The sequence below is a fragment of the Acinetobacter sp. S40 genome (genome assembly GCF_016624705.1).
Classification (GTDB): domain Bacteria; phylum Pseudomonadota; class Gammaproteobacteria; order Pseudomonadales; family Moraxellaceae; genus Acinetobacter.
Genome location: NZ_JACVTU010000007.1, coordinates 103936 through 123177, shown reverse-complemented (window position 1 = coordinate 123177; position 19242 = coordinate 103936). Strand labels below are relative to the sequence as shown.

Sequence of the window (19242 nt, the reverse complement as noted above, 5' to 3'; positions counted from 1 at the left end):
AGTGCAATTTGCTTTAGAAAAGGCAGGTAGTACCAATGAAAAATAAGATTCCTTTAGAGGATATTCCTCTGAACTCATATCATAAAAAACTGACCTTTTATTCATCTGGAGGTCCTTTTTTAGATGGTTACGTGCTGAGTATTGTCGGTGTGGTCATGTTGCAAATGACAGATGCCTTAGCACTTACCACATTCTGGCAAGGCATGATCGCTGCTTCAGCATTAATCGGTGTATTTATTGGCGGATTTCTCGGTGGTTGGATTACCGATAAATACGGGAGAAAAGTTTTATATCTGATTGACCTGATCGCCATTATTGGTTTTTCTCTGGCTCAGTTCTGGGTTGAATCCGCGCTCATGCTTTTTATCTGGCGCCTGTTAATTGGTATTGCCGTGGGTGCTGACTACCCAATTGCAACAGCCTACCTCGCAGAATTCTTGCCTCGTAAAAATCGTGGTCCTCGTCTGGCGGCCATGGTCATGGTCTGGTTTCTTGGCGCTGCAGTCGCTTATGCAGTAGGAGAACTCATCTTAAGAATTGGTGGCGAACAAGCTTGGCGCTGGGCACTCGCCAGTGCAATCGTCCCTGGTGCTTTATTTTTAATGGTCCGTATGGGAGCTTCAGAGTCACCACGTTGGTTGCTGAATAAAGGGCGAATTGCAGAAGCAGATGCTGTGATTAAAAAGGTATATGGCCCAGATTATTCTCATCAGGACTTATCTGAAACAGTCGGAAATAGCTCTACCAATACCTCAGTTTGGGCACTTTTTCACTCAGGCTACGGTAAGCGCATGCTATTTGTTTCTATTTTCTGGACGTGTGCCATTTTACCTCTGTTTGCAATTTATGCCTTTGCACCGCAGGTATTAACCGCTTTAGGGCTCACAGGCGATCTGGCAGGAGTGGGTGCGGTTGCCATTACCTTCTTATTTTTTGTGGGTTGTTTTCTAGCAACGGCCCTGATCAATACCATGGGCCGTAAAAAGATGCTGTTCCATAGCTTCTTATGGTCAGGTATAGCCTTGTTTATTCTCGGTTTATATCCTGAAGCCTCACCTACAGTTGTGTTGTTGCTCTTCGGTGCCTATGCCGTATTCATTGGGGGAGCTCAAGTCATGGAATATGTTTATCCAAATGAATTATTCCCTACAGAAATTCGTGCCTCCGCCGTAGGTCTAGGGACTTCTATTTCACGTATTGGCGCAGCAATCGGCACATATTTATTGCCATTTGCTCTGGCCAGTTGGGGTGTGGGTATCACCATGATTGTGGCCGCTGCTGTTTGCCTAATCGGTGCATGGTCAGCATGGGCACTCGCGCCAGATGTAGATGCCATGGATTTAAATCAGGCAGCAAGTCTAAAGCCAGTGGAAAAATAACATTTATCAAATCTCGGTCTAAACACCATAACAGGAGAACATTATGTCAAATCAGCTCGTTGTTGTACGTCAGGCAGAATCTGCAGTACTCGGTGCACCTGCACCTGCAAAGTTGCCAGTCGGTGAATTAATTGCCCAACAAAGTACGGCTCAGGATCAAAGCTCTGAAACGATTGCCGCAAGCATTGGTGTATGGGAAAGCTCACCAGGCAAGTTTAAACGTCATATTGCCAATCGTGAATTTAGCCATATTGTCAAAGGCTGGTGCATTTTCACGCCAGAAGGGGGAGAACCTGTCGAACTGCGCGCAGGAGATGCTGTGTTATTCCCAGCCCATTGTGAAGGGGTTTGGGATATTAAAGAAGACTTCCGCAAAACTTACTGTATTTTCTAGGGTGAAATGAATGAGCGATATTCAAAGACTTCGCAGCGGTGCCCGTGCCAGTCAAGTGGTGATAAGTGGACAACGTATTGAAACAGCAGGACTTGTCGCAAAATGTACGGACAAAGGAATAACTGAACAAACCAGTTGCGTGTTAGAGCAGCTAGAACAGTTATTAGAAGAGGCAGGTGCAGATAAAAACCAGATTATACGTGTTCAAATCTGGTTAGCAAATATGCAAGATTTTGAGGCCATGAATCAGGTTTATGATGCTTGGGTGAAAGAAATTGATAAGCCTGCTCGTGCCTGCGTCGGCGCTCAATTGGCAACGCCAGATTATTTGATTGAAATCCAAGCCACAGCGGTAGTGAATTAGATTTTATGGTCTTGCTGTGCCGATCTGGGTGTACTTCAGATCGGCATTGAAGTTGAATAAAATGTTGGGGGATATATGGGACGTTTGGCTTTAAACAGTTTAGATCAAGATATTTATGATGTTGTGGTGATTGGTGCAGGTGCTGTTGGCTGTGCATCAGCACGAGAGTTAGCCGCGCGAGGTTATCGTACTTTACTGGTCGACCGGGCTGACATTGGTGAAGGCACCTCGTCGCGTTCAAGCCGTATGTTGTATTCTGGTGTGGGTTATCTGGCGCCAGATTTTCCTTTATGGCAAATTCCATTTCGATTAATTTCTTTATGGAAACGCTTTCTGTATGCCCGCAATATTATGCACTGTCGGGCCGAGTTAGTTGCGGACATACCACATCGACTGACTAAACACCGCTTTCATTATCCTTTCAGAAAAGGCGACCGTTATCCACATTGGTTAATCGATTTCGGTTTTCGAATGATGGAGACGCTCACCAGCCGTGGCGTACCTCTTGCATATCGTAAAGTATCACCAGATATCGCAAAAAAGGAGAGTGCTATGGTGGCAGCGCTGAGCAAGCCATCACCTGAAGTCGCGATATTTGAAGAATATATGTATGACTGGCCTGAACGTATTTGTGTAGATACGGCCTTAGATGCTGAACGACGTGGCGCTCAAATCCGCACTTATACCAAAGTTACTCAAATTGAAAAATGTAATGAAATATGGGAAGTGACCCTAAATGAACAAGCGCCTGAAATGGATGGACAAGTCAAGATAACAACAAAAGCGATTGTTAATGCGGCTGGGCCATGGGTGGACCGGATTATCGGTGGTGGTAAAAAAGATATAAATCGAGTGCTGGGACGTAAGGGCGTCAATGTGATGGTACGCTTGCCAGATCAATGGCGTGGGCAAGGCTTAGAAGCTTTTTCCAGCAAAGGTGAAACATTCTATGTATTTCCATGGCGTGAATATCATTTTATTGGCCCAACTGAATCGCTTGTGACAGATGACCCAGATAATATTCAGGTGTTAGATGCTGAAATTGACTATATTTTAGCTGAAGCTAATTTCTTGTTTCCCGATCTGAATTTGACACGCAAAGATGTAAAGCATTGCTGGTGCGGTGTGCGACCGATGTCGACATTAGATGGTCAGACAGTGAGCTTACCTGTACGTGCGATTCAGGATCTAGCTCTGGCTGGCTTGGTCACGATGACAGGCTCATACATTATGATGCATCGTCATGCTGGACGTTTGGCTGCACAATCTGTAGAAAAATATCTTGGCAAACGAAATGCACCTGCAAAGGGGATGATATTCAAATCTCATAATCCCAAGAATGACCAAGATATTACACAAATGATTATGGAGGAGCATGTTGTGCGTCTCTCCGATCTAGTTCGTAGACGACTTTCTGACGGTCTCGATCCAGATCTAGGATTTGCTCGTGCCGAAGCATTATCCATGATTGCTGCAAAAGCGCTGGGTTGGTCAGAACAACGCCGTCTGGCAGAACTTTCTCATTTTAAAGAAGATACTCAAAAAGTTTATCGAAAGCCTAATGAAACAAGTATTTAAAAAAACGGTAGGGAACATTCGAGCTGTTCCCACTCGTTAATTTATTTTTTCAACCACATGTCTTCTTTTTCTATATGCAAAAGGTGTTTCTCCATACTGCTTTTTAAACCATAAGATAAAATGTGAAGCATCTGAAAAACCACACTCTAAGGCAATAGTGGTGACATAAGCACTGGTATTTGCCAAGAGTTTTCGTGCATGTTCTAAACGCAGTCGACGCCAATAGTTAGCTGGAGGTTCATTGGTGTTGGCAATAAAAACCCGATGCAATTGACGTGGATTGGTTTTGGCGTGATCAGCAACTTCTTTTAGCGTTACATGTGCACTCAGGTTTTCACTCATAAAAGCAATGGCTCGAGAGACCGTAATATTCTCATAGGTATCTGGTTTTTCAATTTCAGGAACTACTTTGGTTTTTGGTGGTTTTTCTCCATTAATCAACAGATATTCTAGTCCTTTTTGTGCCCGAACATCGCCACAGTGTTGACGAATAAGATTGGCCGCCAAATCAATCGCAGTACCACCTGGACAGGTAAAAATCCCCCGATCTTCAACATAGGTTTTGTCTACCAATGCAATCGCATCAGGAAAACGCTGAACAAATTCATCCCGAATCGTGAAGTGTACTGCACACTTATGATGATTGAGAATACCTGCTTTTCCTAATACAAAACATGCAGAGCAGAGCGCAATAATTGGAATTTTTTGCTCATGGATTTCTTTAAGAGCATCCAGTAAACCTTGCTGCGGCTCTCGTGTTTCACTCAATAAACCACCCGCAAGCACAACGTAGTCATAATTCTTTTTCAGGTTTTCTAAATTGAAGTCTGTCGTCGGCTGAATAGTTAACCCACAACTGGCGCTCACAGAAATATTATTGTAAGTCATCCAATCCCATTTACAATAAATTTGCAAACTACGGAAGGATTTATCCGCCGCAAATCTTAATGATTCAACCAGACCTGTAACTGGCGCTAGCGTAAATTTATTCATCAGAATAAAAGCAACCCGCATATCTGGACTAATTGGGGTTAAGCTTTCTTCAGGATCGATAATTTCTTCATAGGCATGGGCAGTTGCATTTTTCATATTGTCACCGTCAAGTTCCATAAGAGCAGTGTTTAACAGTTAGAGACTGTCCGTTTTATTATATATTTCTTTTTTATAAAAACGAAGTAAAATTATTTTAAAATAAACACATAATATATTGTTTTTTATAAATAAAACTAGAGATTAAGCGTGATTTCTTAATCTCTAGTTAAAGCATTTCTAAGTCAGAATCAGGTCTTATTCGGCCCAGATGTCACCTACAGTAAAACCTTCTGTAAATGGATCATCAGGATCTAATACATAAGTATTTAATCCATAAATCCAACTGGTGCCTGTAATTGTTGGAACAACTGCTTTTTTATCGCCAATCATGGTTTCTTCAACTAATCGGCCTGTAAATACATTGCCAAGAATACCTTGATGACGGAAATCCTCATTGAGTTTTAATTGGCCTTTTGCATGTAAAATTGCCATTTTTGCACAAGTACCTGTACCACATGGACAACGATCGATAGCGCCTGTCCAAGTTTGCGGATCGTCCCAACTTAAATCACCAGAAGCCACAGTTACTGCATTTTTCCAGTCTGCATCGGGGCTATCTGTTGGGCCTGAAAGTTGTGAAATGGTAATTCCGACCCCTGGGTAATCTGGATGGGCGACAGGCAACTGTTCAATAGCCGCCTGACGAATCATCGCAGAAATACGGGCAATTTCAGCGCCATGTTCAGGTTTTAGCTGAATATGCGGGAACTGTCTAACATCGGCAATCACATAAAACATGCCACCCCAGCCAACATCTACAGTCACTTTACCTAAATGCGGTACATCAATTTCTGCATCCAGATAAGCTGCGAAAGCAGGAACATTTTTGAACGTGACATTCTTGACTTTGCCATCTCTACATTCAGCAGTGATCTTGATAAGACCGGCAGGTGCTTCAAGAATTAATTCGGTTACAGGTTCTTTCATGGGTAACATCCCCATTTCAAGTAATACTGTGGCGACTGAAATGGTATTTCCACCAGACATTACCGGATATTCCACTTGTTCCATAATGATATAGCCAGCATCGGCATCGGGATGACACGGCGGGACGATAACATTACAGCAGAGAGGAGGGTAACCACGTGGTTCACGTAGCATCAATTTGCGGAACTGGTCATCGTTATCACGTAACCAACACATCTTTTCGTAAACTGTATTGCCTGGAATATGGGGAACACCGCCTGTGACCACCCGCATTGGCTCGCCAGCATGGGTATCTACCGCGTGAAACGTTCTTTTAAATGCCATTTTCGTCTTCCTTTGAATTTATTCGAGATGTGTTGAATGAACATGCATCTATTTTTCACAAGCTCTGAAAGTCATAACTCCATTACTCTTCATAAGATATGCTTTTGCTGGTTTTAAGGAATAGTGGTATTCGGTCTTTTACTAGAAGATTTAGGACATTATGCTGATTCTTTAGTCTGTAATCATTTAAAATCTTTTTATGAATGATGAAAAATAAAATTCATCAAATAAATCAACTTATAAATATTCAATTGATATAATTGTTTCATCTATATGATGTTTTTATAAGTATTCCAACAAAAATAAAAAAAATAAGTCTGCCACAACGTTCTAATTATTGTCATTTTCTTCATATCGCTGAATGCAGTTCATGTCCAGAATCTTATACAGGAAAACGAATTTCAAAGAGGCAAATTATGTACCGTGGATTTTGGTATGCAGAGGCGTTAGATCGTGAAAGTGCACTTTCTCCGGCCTTACAAGGAACTGTTAAAGCCGATGTTTGTATTATTGGTGGCGGTTATTTAGGACTATGGTCGGCAATTCGACTCAAAAAAGCCAACCCAGCCATGAAAATTGTCATCGTTGAACAAGACCGCTGTGGCTCTGGCGCAAGTGGTCGTAATGGTGGTTTCGTAAATAACTGGTGGCCTAAATATTTATCTTTAGTTGAAATTTGCGGTGAAAAAGAAGCGCGTCGTATTTGTGAGGCGGCAGATTCTGCAATTGATGAAATGGGTGAGTTTTGCCGTGAACATCAGATTGATGCACAGTTTCGTAAAGATGGTTTGCTATGGACTGCCAGTAACAAACGACAAATGGATTCATGGCTCGGTTTAACCCGTGAACTTGAAAAATATAATGTAAATCCCTTTAAAGTGGTCTCTAAAGAGGAAGCCCAGCGCCGTTCAGGTTCTAAGCGCATGTTAGGAGGAGTGTTTGACTCCAATGCAGCCACAATCCAACCCGCATTTTTGGCACGTGGTTTGCGTCGTGTCGCAATCGAGCTCGGTGTCATTATCTACGAAAAAACACCAATGACACGTCTAGAACGTAGTGAAGCTCCAGTTGTTCACACTGAAAAAGGGCAAGTGCAGGCAAAAAAAGTTGTGATTGCAATGAATGCATGGGGCGCTCAATTTCCTGAACTGCGTCGCATGATCATGGTGATGTCGAGTGATATGGTCGCGACTGCACCCGCCAAACAGCGTCTGGATCAACTTGGTTTTAGTGGTGGAGAATGTGTCATGGACTCGCGCACCATTTTGAACTATTGGCGCAATACCCCACAAGGCCGCATCATTTTTGGCAAGCCATTAGGTGAATTTGCTTTTGGCGGAAAAATTGGTGATCTGTATGAAAAACCGTCACCAGCTGCGGCAGGTGTAGAAGCTGAAATGCGTTCTTTTTATCCAGAATTAGAAGATGTACCTGTTATCAGTAGCTGGACTGGCCCGCTGGATAGAGCAATGAAAGGCTTGCCTAACTTTGGTCATTTAGGTGGGCATAAAAATATTATTTTTGGTATTGGTTTCTCAGGAAATGGCGTGGGTACAACAGTATTTGCCAGCCGCATTATTAAATCCTTGGTGGAAGATGCCAATGATGAATGGGCAAATTGCGGGCTGGTGGAGCAAAAAATGAAGTTATTACCACCTGAGCCATTCTGTTATATCGGCGCACATTGGGTTCGTGATGCCTTAGTCAGAAAAGAATCACTGGAAGATCAGGATCGGGATGCTGGCCCCATCACTAACTTTTTAGTGAGTTTGGCACCAGCAGGTTATGCACCTAAGAAAAAGTAAGCATCGGTAACTTATAAATACATCAGGAATGGATGAGAAAGATGAAGCATCATATTGTTTTTTTAGATAATGAAGGCATTGGGCCAACGGTAAAATTACCAGAGTTTCCATTTCCACATACTTGGGCAAGTTACCCTTATACGCAACCTGAACAAGTGGTTGAACGCTTAAAAGATGCAACGATTGTGATGACATGTAGTGTGCCATTACGTAAAGAACATTTAGCACAATTACCAAAGTTAAAAATGATTTCGATTGCTCTGACAGGCACAGATGGAGTCGATCTGGATTATTGTCATGAGCACGGCATTATGGTCACCAATGTGCCTGGCTATGCCCAAAATACAGTTGCTGAACATATTATAGCGATGATTTTTTCACTCAATCGCCAAACATCAAGTTATCACCAGTTGTTGAGTAAAGTGTCAAAAGGTGAGACAGAGCCACGTAACATTTATTTTGATTATCGAATTCGGGATGTTCGTGGTCAGGTTCTAGGCATTATTGGGCATGGCACCATCGCTAAACGCCTTGCTGAGTTAGCCACCGCCGTTGGAATGAAAGTGCGTTTCTTTGACCGAAATGGCAAATACCAAGGAAATGAATTCTTTAGTTTTGAAGAGATTTTATCTGAGAGTGATGTGGTGTCTTTATGTTGTCCACTGACCAAAGAAACCAAAGACTTAATTGGGGCGGCTGAAATTGCCCTGATGAAATCGGATGCAATCCTGATTAATGCGGCTCGTGGTGGCATTGTCAATGAACCCGCATTGATTGAAGCGATTCAAAATAACCGTATTGGTGGCGCTGCACTAGATGGTTCAGTAGAAGAGCCGATTCAGCCTCATGATCCGTTATTCCAGATTATCGATTATCCAAATTTTATTTTAAATCCGCATGTTGCATGGAGCAGTGAAGATGCCATGCAGACACTCATTAATCGTACCGTGCAAAATATTATTGATTTTGCTCAAGGAAAAACACCTGCTTCTGTCGTGAAAAAGGAAGAATTATGTCAAGCGTAATGAAGACCAGTTATGTAAATGGCGAATTCGTTGTTTACCAAGGTACAGAAGATATTCTGGAAAATATTAATCCATCTAATCCGAGTGAAATTGTTGATCGTTTTGCCCGTGCAGATGAAGCTTTAACTCAGCAGGCAATTGCTGCGGCAAAAGCAGCCGGTAAAGAATGGGCCAATAGCAATCCTCAATTACGTGCAGATGTACTTGATCGTATTGGTACTGAAATTTTAGAACGCCGAGAAGAACTCGCTAAATTGCTGTCTTTAGAAGAAGGAAAAATCTTTAAAGAAGCATTAGGTGAAGTTGATCGAGCAGGGCGTTCTTTTAAGTTCTACGCACAAGAAGCATTACGTGCGGTGGGTGAAAAATATAACTCAGTACGTGATCAGGTGGGTATTGATGTTTATACCCAAGCGGTTGGAGTGGTGGGAATTATTAGTCCGTGGAATTTCCCAATTGCGATTCCTGCATGGAAAATAGCTCCTGCATTATGTTTTGGAAATACAGTCGTGTTTAAGCCTGCAGAGCTTGTACCCTCATCTGCCTGGGCTTTAGCAGAAATTATTTCTCGTTCTGGTTTACCTGCTGGTGTATTTAACATGCTAATTGGACCAGGTCGTAAAGTTGGCGATACCATTATTCGTTCGCCAGATGTAAATGCGATTACTTTTACGGGTTCTGAAGGTACAGGACGACAAGTCGCTGAAATTGCAGCTTCGCGTTTGGTCCGTGTTCAACTTGAAATGGGTGGAAAAAATCCTTTAGTTGTACTAGATGATGCAGATTTAGACACAGCAGTAGATGTCGCATTACAAGGTTCATTTTTCTCAACCGGTCAACGTTGTACAGCAAGTTCACGTGTAATAGTTACTGCCAGAATCTATGAGTCATTCATTAAACGTTTAGAAGAAAAGACTCGTTCATTAAAGATTGGCAATGCTGCAAAAGCAGAAACTGATATTGGTCCAGTTGTTGATTCTAAACAGCTCAAACAAAATCTCACTTATGTACAAGCAGGTTTGGATGAAGGTGCAACGTTACTTTGTGGTGGTGAACATCTTCAAAGTGAAGAAGGTGGCTTTTATTTTACCCCGGCAATATTTACCGATGTGACACCGGAAATGCGAATTTATCGTGAAGAAATTTTCGGTCCAGTATTGTGTGTGTTGAAAGTTGAGAATTATGAAGCAGCTTTTGCCGCAGCAGAAGATACACCATTTGGTTTGTCGGCGGGTATCGTCACAACTTCATTGAAATATGCTGAAGATTTTAAACGCCGTTCATCCGCAGGTATGGTGATGGTTAACTTGGCCACAGCAGGCGTTGATTACCATGTCGCTTTTGGTGGAAATAAAGGCTCAAGTCTAGGTCCTCGTGAACAAGGTACTTATGCAAGACAGTTTTTCACCAAAGTTAAAACAACATATCAACTTGCATAGAGCAGTGAACGAAACTTCTTATTCAACTCCTTTGAGCTCTGAATAAGAAGTCACCAAAACTAAGTGTTTCAGCTTAGCGTTGGACTCGAATGAATACCATGACTATCTCAGAGGCGATTTAGGATGAATAGCTTTTTATTATCTCCAGATGTACTTGATGCATTAAAAAATATTGTTGGTGAAAACCGCGTAAAAACTGATGCGGATAGCCTAGAAAATTGGGGTAAAGATCATACGAAATATTTTGCTCCACATGCCTCGGCGATTGTATTTCCTTCATCAACAGAACAGGTACAGGCAATTGTTAAGCTTGCTAACCATCATGGAATTGCGATAACCCCGTCTGGTGGTCGGACCGGGTTATCGGCAGGTGCGGTTGCTCATAATGGGGAGATAGTAATAAGTCTGGACAAAATGAACCAGATTTTGGAGTTTTTCCCAGCTGATAGAATGGTCCGCATTCAAGCTGGTGTAGTGACAGAACAATTGCAAGATTATGCAGAAGAGCAGGGTATGTATTACCCAGTAGATTTTGCTTCAGCAGGTTCAAGCCAACTGGGTGGAAATATTGCAACCAATGCTGGTGGAATCAAAGTTATTAAATATGGTATGACGCGTAATTGGATATTAGGTCTTACAGTTGTTACTGGAAAAGGTGATATTCTTCGGTTAAATAAAGGCATGATCAAGAATGCTACAGGCTATGCTTTACATCATTTATTTATTGGTGGTGAAGGGACGCTGGGCATTGTAACGGAAGCTGAAATTCGTCTTGATCGCCAACCGCAAGATTTACAAGTATTGGTACTTGGAGTGCCTGATTTTGAATCAGTCATGCCAATTATGCATGCCTTTAGGAAGGAAATAGATTTAACTGCCTTTGAATTTTTTAATGATTTGGCGGTGCAGAAAGTACTAGATCATGGGCTAGTACAGCGTCCATTTGAAACGTCTTGTCCTTTCTATGTATTACTAGAATTTGAGGCGCCTTATGAGCCTGTCATTGATAAAGCGATGCAAATTTTTGAGCATTGTATGGAACAGGGATGGGTTTTGGATGGCGTTATGAGCCAATCTCTAGAACAAGCTCAAAATCTATGGCGTTTAAGAGAAGATATTTCTGAATCTATCTCAGCATTTACACCTTATAAAAATGATATTTCCGTTTTAATTACCCATGTACCCGATTTTATTGCTGAAATTGATTCTATCGTCGCAAACAATTATCCAGATTTTGAAACATGCTGGTTTGGCCATATTGGTGATGGAAATCTTCATTTAAATATCTTAAAGCCTGCAAATTTAAGTAATGAAGACTTCTTTGCAAAATGCGAAATCGTTAACTCATATGTTTTTGAGGTGGTAAATAAATTCGATGGTTCTATATCTGCTGAACATGGGGTCGGTATGACAAAGAAACCTTATCTTGAATTTAGTCGAAGTGAGCAAGAAATTGAATATATGAAAGCACTTAAAAAAGTGTTTGATCCCAACTTGATTATGAACCCTGGAAAACTATTAGATTTCTAATAGGGGTATTCGAATTGAGTTGAAATATATTCAACGTTTTTTAGTGACTTAATTTTTATCTAGTTAAATGTTGGCTTTTATCAAGGCCAAAGGTTTTTTGCACCTTGAATTTAGTGCAGAACTAGATGAATTTTATTAAATATCATTGGTTTGACTGTGAAAAGGAATGTTCTATTCAAACCGATTGATCGGAGATTATATGGAACACATCGAACGTGAATCGATGGAGTTTGACGTTGTCATCGTAGGTGCAGGACCTGCTGGTCTGTCTGCTGCGATTAAGATCCGTCAATTAGCGATTGAAAATAACTTACCCGATCTTTCTGTGTGTGTAGTTGAAAAAGGCTCTGAAGTAGGTGCACATATCTTGTCTGGTGCTGTGCTTGAGCCACGTGCCATCAATGAACTTTTCCCGAAGTGGAAAGAGGAAGGCGCGCCTCTTGATATCCCTGTAACTGAAGACAAAACATTCTTCTTGCTTTCAGACACGACTTCTAAAGAAGTACCTCACTGGATGGTTCCTAAAACCATGCACAATGATGGTAACTACGTTATTTCGTTAGGTAACGTGGTTCGCTGGTTAGGCCAAAAAGCTGAAGAACTAGAAGTTTCTATCTTCCCTGGTTTTGCTGCATCTGAAATGCTTTACCATGAAGACGGTACTGTAAAAGGTATTCAAACCGGTGACATGGGTATTGGTAAAGATGGCGAACCAACGCATAACTTTACTCCAGGCTATGAACTTCACGCTAAATACACCCTCTTTGCTGAAGGTTGCCGTGGTCATTTAGGCAAACGCCTCATTGCGAAATACAACCTCGATAAAAATGTTGATCCACAGCACTACGGTATCGGGATTAAAGAGCTTTGGGAAATTGACCCTGCAAAACATAAGCCGGGCTTAGTCATGCACGGCGCTGGCTGGCCATTGGCTGAAACAGCTTCATCTGGTGGCTGGTGGTTATACCACGCTGAAAACAACCAAGTCACGTTGGGTATGATCGTGGACTTGTCGTACGAAAACCCACACATGTATCCATTTATGGAAATGCAGCGCTGGAAAACTCACCCACTGATTAAACAGTTTTTAGAAGGTGGTAAGCGTATTTCTTATGGCGCACGTGCTGTAGTGAAAGGCGGTTTCAACTCATTGCCTAAATTGACTTTCCCAGGCGGCTGCTTGATTGGTGATGATGCAGGTTTCTTAAACTTTGCAAAAATCAAAGGCTCACACACTGCCATGAAATCAGGCATGTTATGTGGTGAAGCTGTATTTGAAGCCATTGCTGCTGGCGTAGAAAAAGGCGGTGACCTTGCCATTGCACGTGTTACTGAAAGCGAAGATTTATTCACTAAAGAATTAACTTCATATACTGACAAATTCAACAACAGCTGGTTAAAAGAAGAGCTTTACAGCTCTCGTAACTTTGGTCCAGCAATGCATAAATTTGGTCAATGGATGGGGGGAGCATTTAACTTTATCGACCAAAACGTCTTTAAAGTGCCATTCACTTTACATGACTTGAAGCAAGACTTCGCTGCATTGAAAACTGTTGATGCAACCAGCTTCAAACCAAACTATCCAAAACCGGATGGCAAGCTTACATTTGACCGTTTATCTTCTGTGTTTATCTCAAACACTGTTCATGAAGAAAATCAGCCAGCTCATTTAAAGCTTATCAACAATTCTATTCCTATTAATGTCAATTTGCCTAAATGGGGCGAGCCTGCACAGCGCTATTGCCCAGCTGGTGTTTACGAGATTATGGAAAATGATGATGGTTCTAAATGCTTTCAGATTAACGCAGCGAACTGTGTTCACTGTAAGACTTGTGACATTAAAGACCCGTCTCAGAACATCACATGGGTAGCGCCAGAAGGTGGTGGTGGTCCTAACTACCCAAATATGTAGAGCTATCTCAACTCTTCATTTTAATTTTTTAGGTAACCATAGTCCCCAAGGGGGCTATGGTTAAAAAACACATTCAGATTTATGGGAAATAAATCACTGAATGAAGGAAAAATTTAGTTCTTAACATGGATGAAACAATGAAAAAAGTATATGTAAATATAGGTATTAGTCTTTTTACTTTGGGTCTTTCAGTTCCAGTTTTTGCTGGTGTAACTGTCGGTGACCCAGAGAATGAACTAGGGGCAGTCACAGTTTCGGGAACTTTACGAGCCAACTATCAAGATAAAGATTATGGTGAGACTGCTTCTGACCAGAAAATTAAGTTCGATGCAGCGATTTTAAATGTAGCTTATGAGTCACCAGACTGGTTTGGTAAGATCCAATATCGTTGTTATCAATACGATAAATTTTGTGATTTCTCGACTCTTGTACAGGCCTATGCAGGTTACCGTTTAAATGCGACCGATAATATTACGGTCGGTTTACAACCAATTCCTTTTGGTCCGGGTCGCTATTGGGATAGCAGCTTCTATGCGGGTATTAACAATACCATGAGCCTGCAAGACGCACTGGACTTGGGTGTGAACTATCACTTTGAAATGCCGACTGCGACCAAAGTGGATTTAGCCTATTTTGCAACTGACGGTGGTAACTACCACGGAACAAGTAAAGACTCTGCACGATATACCGCTAATGTAGTCACTTCATCTGATCCACTTAAAACCAACCTCAATGAAAAAAACATGTGGATGGCTCGTGTTGATCAGGACCTCAAGTTTTTAAGTACAGATGATTTAAAAGTATCGGTTGGGGGAAGCTATTGGTATTCAGATATTGAAAATAAAAAGACATCTGCTGATGGCAATCGAAACACATGGGCTGTGTTTAATCGTATCAACTATAAAAACCTGAATGTGGTGCTTACAGGCGGAAGACAGTCGATGAGTAACAAAGATACTGTAAGCCCTACAAGCTCTACTTTTGGTTCGTTTGATAGTGAATACGACATTGCCAACAAGGGTTATTTCTACACCGTAGACACGAGCTACACCTTTAAGAATGTAAAAGATTCACTCAACGTCACACCCTATGTAGTGTTTAGTGGTTTCAACAAGAAAGAACAAGGCTTTGATGACTCACAGCGCAACATTGTGGGTGTGGCATGGGACTACAAAAATGTTTCTTTATATACCGAATATTTAATGAGTAAAAATGACCCATTTGTGGGTGGAACGGGTAGCTCACTTGCAGCAGGTGATGATGGAAAGTGGAACAAACTCTTAAATGTGATGCTGGTTTATAACTTTTAAAAACTCTTATATCTGCCAAAGAAGAGAGATTTTAAATTATAAAAATCTCTCTTCAACTTTGGGGGAGGATTAACAATGCCAAATATGAATAAAAACTATGACTGGTCATATGGCATTAGTTTTTTATCGATACTTTTAGCCGCATTTTTATGGGGAACTTCAGGAACAGTTGCATCTTTTTCAAAAGGTTTAAGTCCTATCGCCATTGGAACAATTTCATTAGGATTTGGGGGCTTAATCCACGCATTTATATCTATTTCTTTAATTAAAAAGAATAATCATCTTTTAAAGCAGCATAAAAAAATATTGTTTATTGGTGTAATAGCGACCACAACATATCCCTTGGCTTTTTATTCTTCTTTATCTTTAGCAGGAATTGCAATTGGAACGGTTATATCTATTGGAAGCGCTCCATTATTTGCTGCTTTGTTAGAGTACTTCTGTGATCAGAAAAAATTATCTGTTAAATGGCTCATTAGCTTTATTTTAGGAATTATAGGGATAATATTTTTGACTTTGGGAGATGGAGGGCATAAACAAATAACTGATCAGTTCAACCAAATTGTTGGGATATTTTTGGGTGTAATCGCAGGTATCACATATGCAATATACTCTTGGATTGCAAAGAAGCTGATAGGTCATGGAATTGATGCTCGAGCAACCATGGGAATTGTTTTTGGAATAAGTGCACTCATTTTATTGCCTACTTTATTTTTTACAGGTAGCAATCTTTTAAATTATTCGATTAATTGGGGAGTAGCTGTTTATCTAGCTGTTATACCCATGTTTTTAGGATATTTTTTGTTTAGTGTAGGACTAAAGAAAATTGCAACAAGTAAAGCAATTACTTTAAGTCTATTTGAGCCATTTGTTGCCACATTATTGGCAATATTTGTGGTGGGAGAACATCTATCTTTGATGGGCTATTTAGGGCTCACTTTAATCTTCATATGTATCTTTTTATTAGTAAAAGCTGAATAGGGCTCAGGAAATGAATATGGTATCAAATTCGAAGCAGATTTTAATTGTGAAGTTGGGTTCTACTTTTCCAGAATTGAGCAAAAAGCTAGGAGATTTCGAAGACTGGATACAGGACGGTATAGATAATAAAAATTATTCTACCAAGGTTATAGATGCTAAGAGTATTACCAATACTTCCTGAACCATCCTCATTTATAGGAATCATTTTAACTGGATCTAGTGCAATGGTGACAGATAAAGAAGAATGGAGTGAACGTCTAAAACCTTGGTTAATTAAATCCATGAATCAAAAAAAGCCTATCTTAGGTATTTGCTATGGTCATCAATTACTTGCAGATACATTTGAAGGGAAAGTGGAAAGCAGACAAGATGGAGTAGAAATCGGTACAGTACTTATTACTCAAGGTTTAGTTTCTAAAAATGATCCATTGTTTAAGCACTTGCCTATTGCTTTCCCAGCTCATACAGTGCATTGGCAATCCGTTTCAAAGTTGCCGCTAAATGCAATTTTATTAGCTTCCTCGCAATTAGATAAACATCATGCCTTCAGGATTGGAGATAGAACATGGGGTGTACAGTTTCATCCTGAATTTTCTGAAGTAGAGATGAATTTCTATATTAATGAATATAAAGAGGTCATCCAGAAAGAAGGGAAAGATGTTTTATCTTTACTTAAGAATATAACTTTTACCAGTAGAGCTAGAACTATTTTGAAAAGGTTTGGAGAAATATGTGATAGCAAATTTTAATTATTTTTAGCATCTTAAATGCATTAAAAATATGTTGAACAAAGTTAAGTTTAGCGAAAGACACGGCTTATGGTCTGCTTTGCAGTATTACTGAATTTATTGATCACGAACCTCGTGCCATGAGTATTGACCACAGACTTGATTAGGCATAGTTCGGTGCAGGTGCAATGATGAAGCAACGTGGACTGCAACAGGCTTTAAGAATGATTGCCTAAATTATACGTTGTACATCCTGCTGTTTTAAAACTTCCTGAGAAAAAAGCTACGATTGGAAGTGGTATCAAGTACATCATGCGTAAATTTAGTTGATGCAGATGTTGTTAAGACATCTTGATCTGTTTTTTGTGCTTGTATGACGATTGTTGGAAGGGACGTCGTCGAATCAGATGTTTGTGCCCAAACAAAGTTTGACAGTAATGAACATGAAGATATTAGATAAAATTTGGAAAACATAGTAAATAAACGAATACTTAATGTAATGTTATAGTATTGCATTTTAAGTTGTGTTTATATTTTATTTCTCAAATATTTCAGAAGATTGTAAGTAGTCCATTAGAAGAGTTATTGCATTCCAATCTATTATGTAGAATTAACCTTATGAGAAAGTATCAATTTGCAGGAGGCGATTAGCTCAACCAAGTAAATTGATGAGCAGAATAACGCAATACAACTCTATCAGTGGGCTTTAGATCATGTAACACGACAGAGCTATAGTTATGCCAATTTTGGAATAGGAGTTGAGAAAGAGTTAGATACTGTTGAAGGGTTTTAAATAGATGAATCAAAACCAAAGTCGCATCAACAAGCATCTGATTTAACTCACATGCAACATATTCGAAAAGGGTCAAAATTGGGTAAATTTGAAGTGTATGAAAATAAAGTTTAAACAAAACAAATGGTTATTTATTTGATTCAACTGACGCCATCTCCACCAAATTCTTGTTATAAAAATCATTACTTAAAAAAGGCGTTGTCACAAAATTTGGCACAAATTATAAAATCTATAAGATTCTATTAGATTTTAATTGTTTGATAAATAATGAATTAAACCTAGATAGAATCTATTAAAAAGTTATTTAGAGAGTTCGAATCTCACCGCTTCCGCCAAATATCTAAATAAGCCCTTGTTTTTGCAAGGGCTTATTTTTTATCTGTGTTTTTACCCCTCAACTTACCCTCATCAAAATTTGAATTAAGCTATACAACTTCAGACTATTTTAGAAAATTGAATACGTGTTGTTTTTTAGCTTAAATGATAGGGCTGTGAGTAGGAAGGATTGCAATCTAAAGAATATTAGGTATATGTCAGTACAATAATGGATGATATTGAGCTAAAAGAGTGGGGGCCCACTCTTCGCAAATACAATAAATAGAAAGAAGTTTCTCTTACTCTGCATAGTCTTCTTTCATTAGTTTAATAACTAGAAAATAAAAAAGTATAGATAGGTTAGTAAACTTGCATGGCAATCATTAACTTATTATCAAAATCAGCTTTTTTATAAGCTTCATATGCTGCTTTACTAATTAAAATAACAGGTTCTCGGTCTTTACGGGTAATTTCGACAGGAAGACCATTCAAAGCTTGATCCATTAGTCGTGATAGCTGGGCTTTAGCATTTGCATAATTCATACTTTCCATGAATTTTCCTTAATTTATTAAAAGATCTAATTTAGAAGGCCAAGTTTATTGGAGCTAAGGAAGTGATAATTTAGCCATACGTCCTCCATCTACCACATAAGTCTGACCCGTAATAAATGAAGCATCATCTGAAGCCAGAAAGGCAACCAGACTTGCAATTTCATCAGGTCTACCGGTACGAGCCAGTGGATGAATTTTCCCAACTTTATCCCGAAAATTTTCTGGATCTGGCTGATTATTGATAAAATCAGTATTTAATTCAGTATCAATCCAGCCTGGTGCGATTAAATTACAGCGAATATTTTCATGTCCGTGATCAACCGCAACGGCACGTGTTAAACCTGCAAGTCCCGCTTTACTTGAACAATACGCCGTATGTAATGGATTAGCTGCCAATCCCTCAATTGAGCCTATATTGATAATGTTTCCCTGAGAACTTCTTAAATATGGAAGGGCTTCTTGAATTAATAAGAAAGGGGCAGTCAGATTTAAATTAAGATGATGCTGCCAGACATGTAGCGGCATATTTTCAACTGAAAACTCTTTCATTACTCCTGCATTATTAATCAACAGATCTATTCGACCAGCACGGTGAATGACTTCACGAATCACCTTGGCGGGTATAACGGGATTAGATAAATCCGCAACGATATTATTAAAAGAGCGATCTTCTTTGCGCTGTACAGTAAATACAGTCGCTCCTTCATCACTTAAACGTTTGGAAATGGACTTGCCAATACCTGTACTCCCACCTGTTACAAGAGCCACTTTGCCTTCAAAACGAGTCATTTCAA

Annotated in this window: 16 protein-coding genes; 12 read left to right on the top strand and 4 right to left on the bottom strand. The window is 40.0% G+C overall.

The genetic code is table 11. The features are described 5' to 3' along the window. The first annotated feature begins 35 nt into the window (after positions 1-35). From IAE19_RS10535 to IAE19_RS10520, 4 genes are all read left to right on the top strand, one after another. Complete coding sequence (locus IAE19_RS10535; RefSeq protein WP_200460891.1) at positions 36-1379, top strand: MFS transporter; 1344 nt, start codon at positions 36-38, stop codon at positions 1377-1379. Positions 1380-1422: 43 nt separating this feature from the next. Beyond that, complete coding sequence (locus tag IAE19_RS10530) at positions 1423-1773, top strand: cupin domain-containing protein (RefSeq protein WP_005257632.1); 351 nt, start codon at positions 1423-1425, stop codon at positions 1771-1773. Between the two features lie 10 nt (positions 1774-1783). Beyond that, positions 1784-2137: a RidA family protein gene (locus tag IAE19_RS10525; protein ID WP_200460890.1), complete on the top strand. Its 354-nt coding sequence runs from the start codon at positions 1784-1786 to the stop codon at positions 2135-2137. A gap of 75 nt (positions 2138-2212) precedes the next feature. After that, positions 2213-3715, top strand: coding sequence for an FAD-dependent oxidoreductase (locus IAE19_RS10520; RefSeq protein WP_200460889.1), 1503 nt, complete (start codon positions 2213-2215; stop codon positions 3713-3715). Positions 3716-3751: 36 nt separating this feature from the next. Here IAE19_RS10520 and IAE19_RS10515 read toward each other — a convergent pair whose 3' ends face one another. Then, complete coding sequence (locus tag IAE19_RS10515) at positions 3752-4804, bottom strand: GlxA family transcriptional regulator (RefSeq protein ID WP_227591677.1); 1053 nt, start codon at positions 4802-4804, stop codon at positions 3752-3754. A 198-nt stretch (positions 4805-5002) separates the two neighbouring features. Further along, positions 5003-6058, bottom strand: coding sequence for a proline racemase family protein (locus IAE19_RS10510; protein ID WP_005257627.1), 1056 nt, complete (start codon positions 6056-6058; stop codon positions 5003-5005). A gap of 416 nt (positions 6059-6474) precedes the next feature. Here IAE19_RS10510 and IAE19_RS10505 point away from each other — a divergent pair, with 416 nt between their 5' ends. From IAE19_RS10505 to IAE19_RS10470, 8 genes are all read left to right on the top strand, one after another. Beyond that, on the top strand, positions 6475-7863 hold the full coding sequence (locus IAE19_RS10505) for an NAD(P)/FAD-dependent oxidoreductase (protein ID WP_200460888.1): 1389 nt from the start codon (positions 6475-6477) through the stop codon (positions 7861-7863). A 41-nt stretch (positions 7864-7904) separates the two neighbouring features. After that, positions 7905-8888: an NAD(P)-dependent oxidoreductase gene (locus IAE19_RS10500; RefSeq protein WP_005257625.1), complete on the top strand. Its 984-nt coding sequence runs from the start codon at positions 7905-7907 to the stop codon at positions 8886-8888. Then, on the top strand, positions 8876-10327 hold the full coding sequence (locus tag IAE19_RS10495) for an aldehyde dehydrogenase family protein (protein WP_200460887.1): 1452 nt from the start codon (positions 8876-8878) through the stop codon (positions 10325-10327). The genes IAE19_RS10500 and IAE19_RS10495 overlap by 13 nt, the downstream gene beginning before the upstream one ends. A gap of 123 nt (positions 10328-10450) precedes the next feature. Beyond that, positions 10451-11857: an FAD-binding oxidoreductase gene (locus IAE19_RS10490; protein WP_200460886.1), complete on the top strand. Its 1407-nt coding sequence runs from the start codon at positions 10451-10453 to the stop codon at positions 11855-11857. A gap of 199 nt (positions 11858-12056) precedes the next feature. After that, entirely contained in the window at positions 12057-13769 is a 1713-nt protein-coding gene (locus tag IAE19_RS10485; protein WP_200460885.1) for an electron transfer flavoprotein-ubiquinone oxidoreductase, read from the top strand. Between the two features lie 137 nt (positions 13770-13906). Continuing rightward, a complete protein-coding gene (locus tag IAE19_RS10480; protein ID WP_200460884.1) occupies positions 13907-15079 on the top strand; it encodes a hypothetical protein in 1173 nt (390 codons plus the stop codon). 75 nt (positions 15080-15154) lie between these two features. Next, on the top strand, positions 15155-16060 hold the full coding sequence (locus IAE19_RS10475; RefSeq protein WP_200460883.1) for a DMT family transporter: 906 nt from the start codon (positions 15155-15157) through the stop codon (positions 16058-16060). A 224-nt stretch (positions 16061-16284) separates the two neighbouring features. After that, on the top strand, positions 16285-16809 hold the full coding sequence (locus IAE19_RS10470; protein WP_265092541.1) for a glutamine amidotransferase-related protein: 525 nt from the start codon (positions 16285-16287) through the stop codon (positions 16807-16809). Between the two features lie 1447 nt (positions 16810-18256). Here the strand turns inward: IAE19_RS10470 and IAE19_RS10465 are convergent. After that, on the bottom strand, positions 18257-18448 hold the full coding sequence (locus IAE19_RS10465) for a type II toxin-antitoxin system Phd/YefM family antitoxin (RefSeq protein ID WP_200460882.1): 192 nt from the start codon (positions 18446-18448) through the stop codon (positions 18257-18259). Positions 18449-18502: 54 nt separating this feature from the next. Continuing rightward, a complete protein-coding gene (locus IAE19_RS10460; protein WP_200460881.1) occupies positions 18503-19237 on the bottom strand; it encodes an SDR family NAD(P)-dependent oxidoreductase in 735 nt (244 codons plus the stop codon). Positions 19238-19242 lie beyond the last annotated feature (5 nt).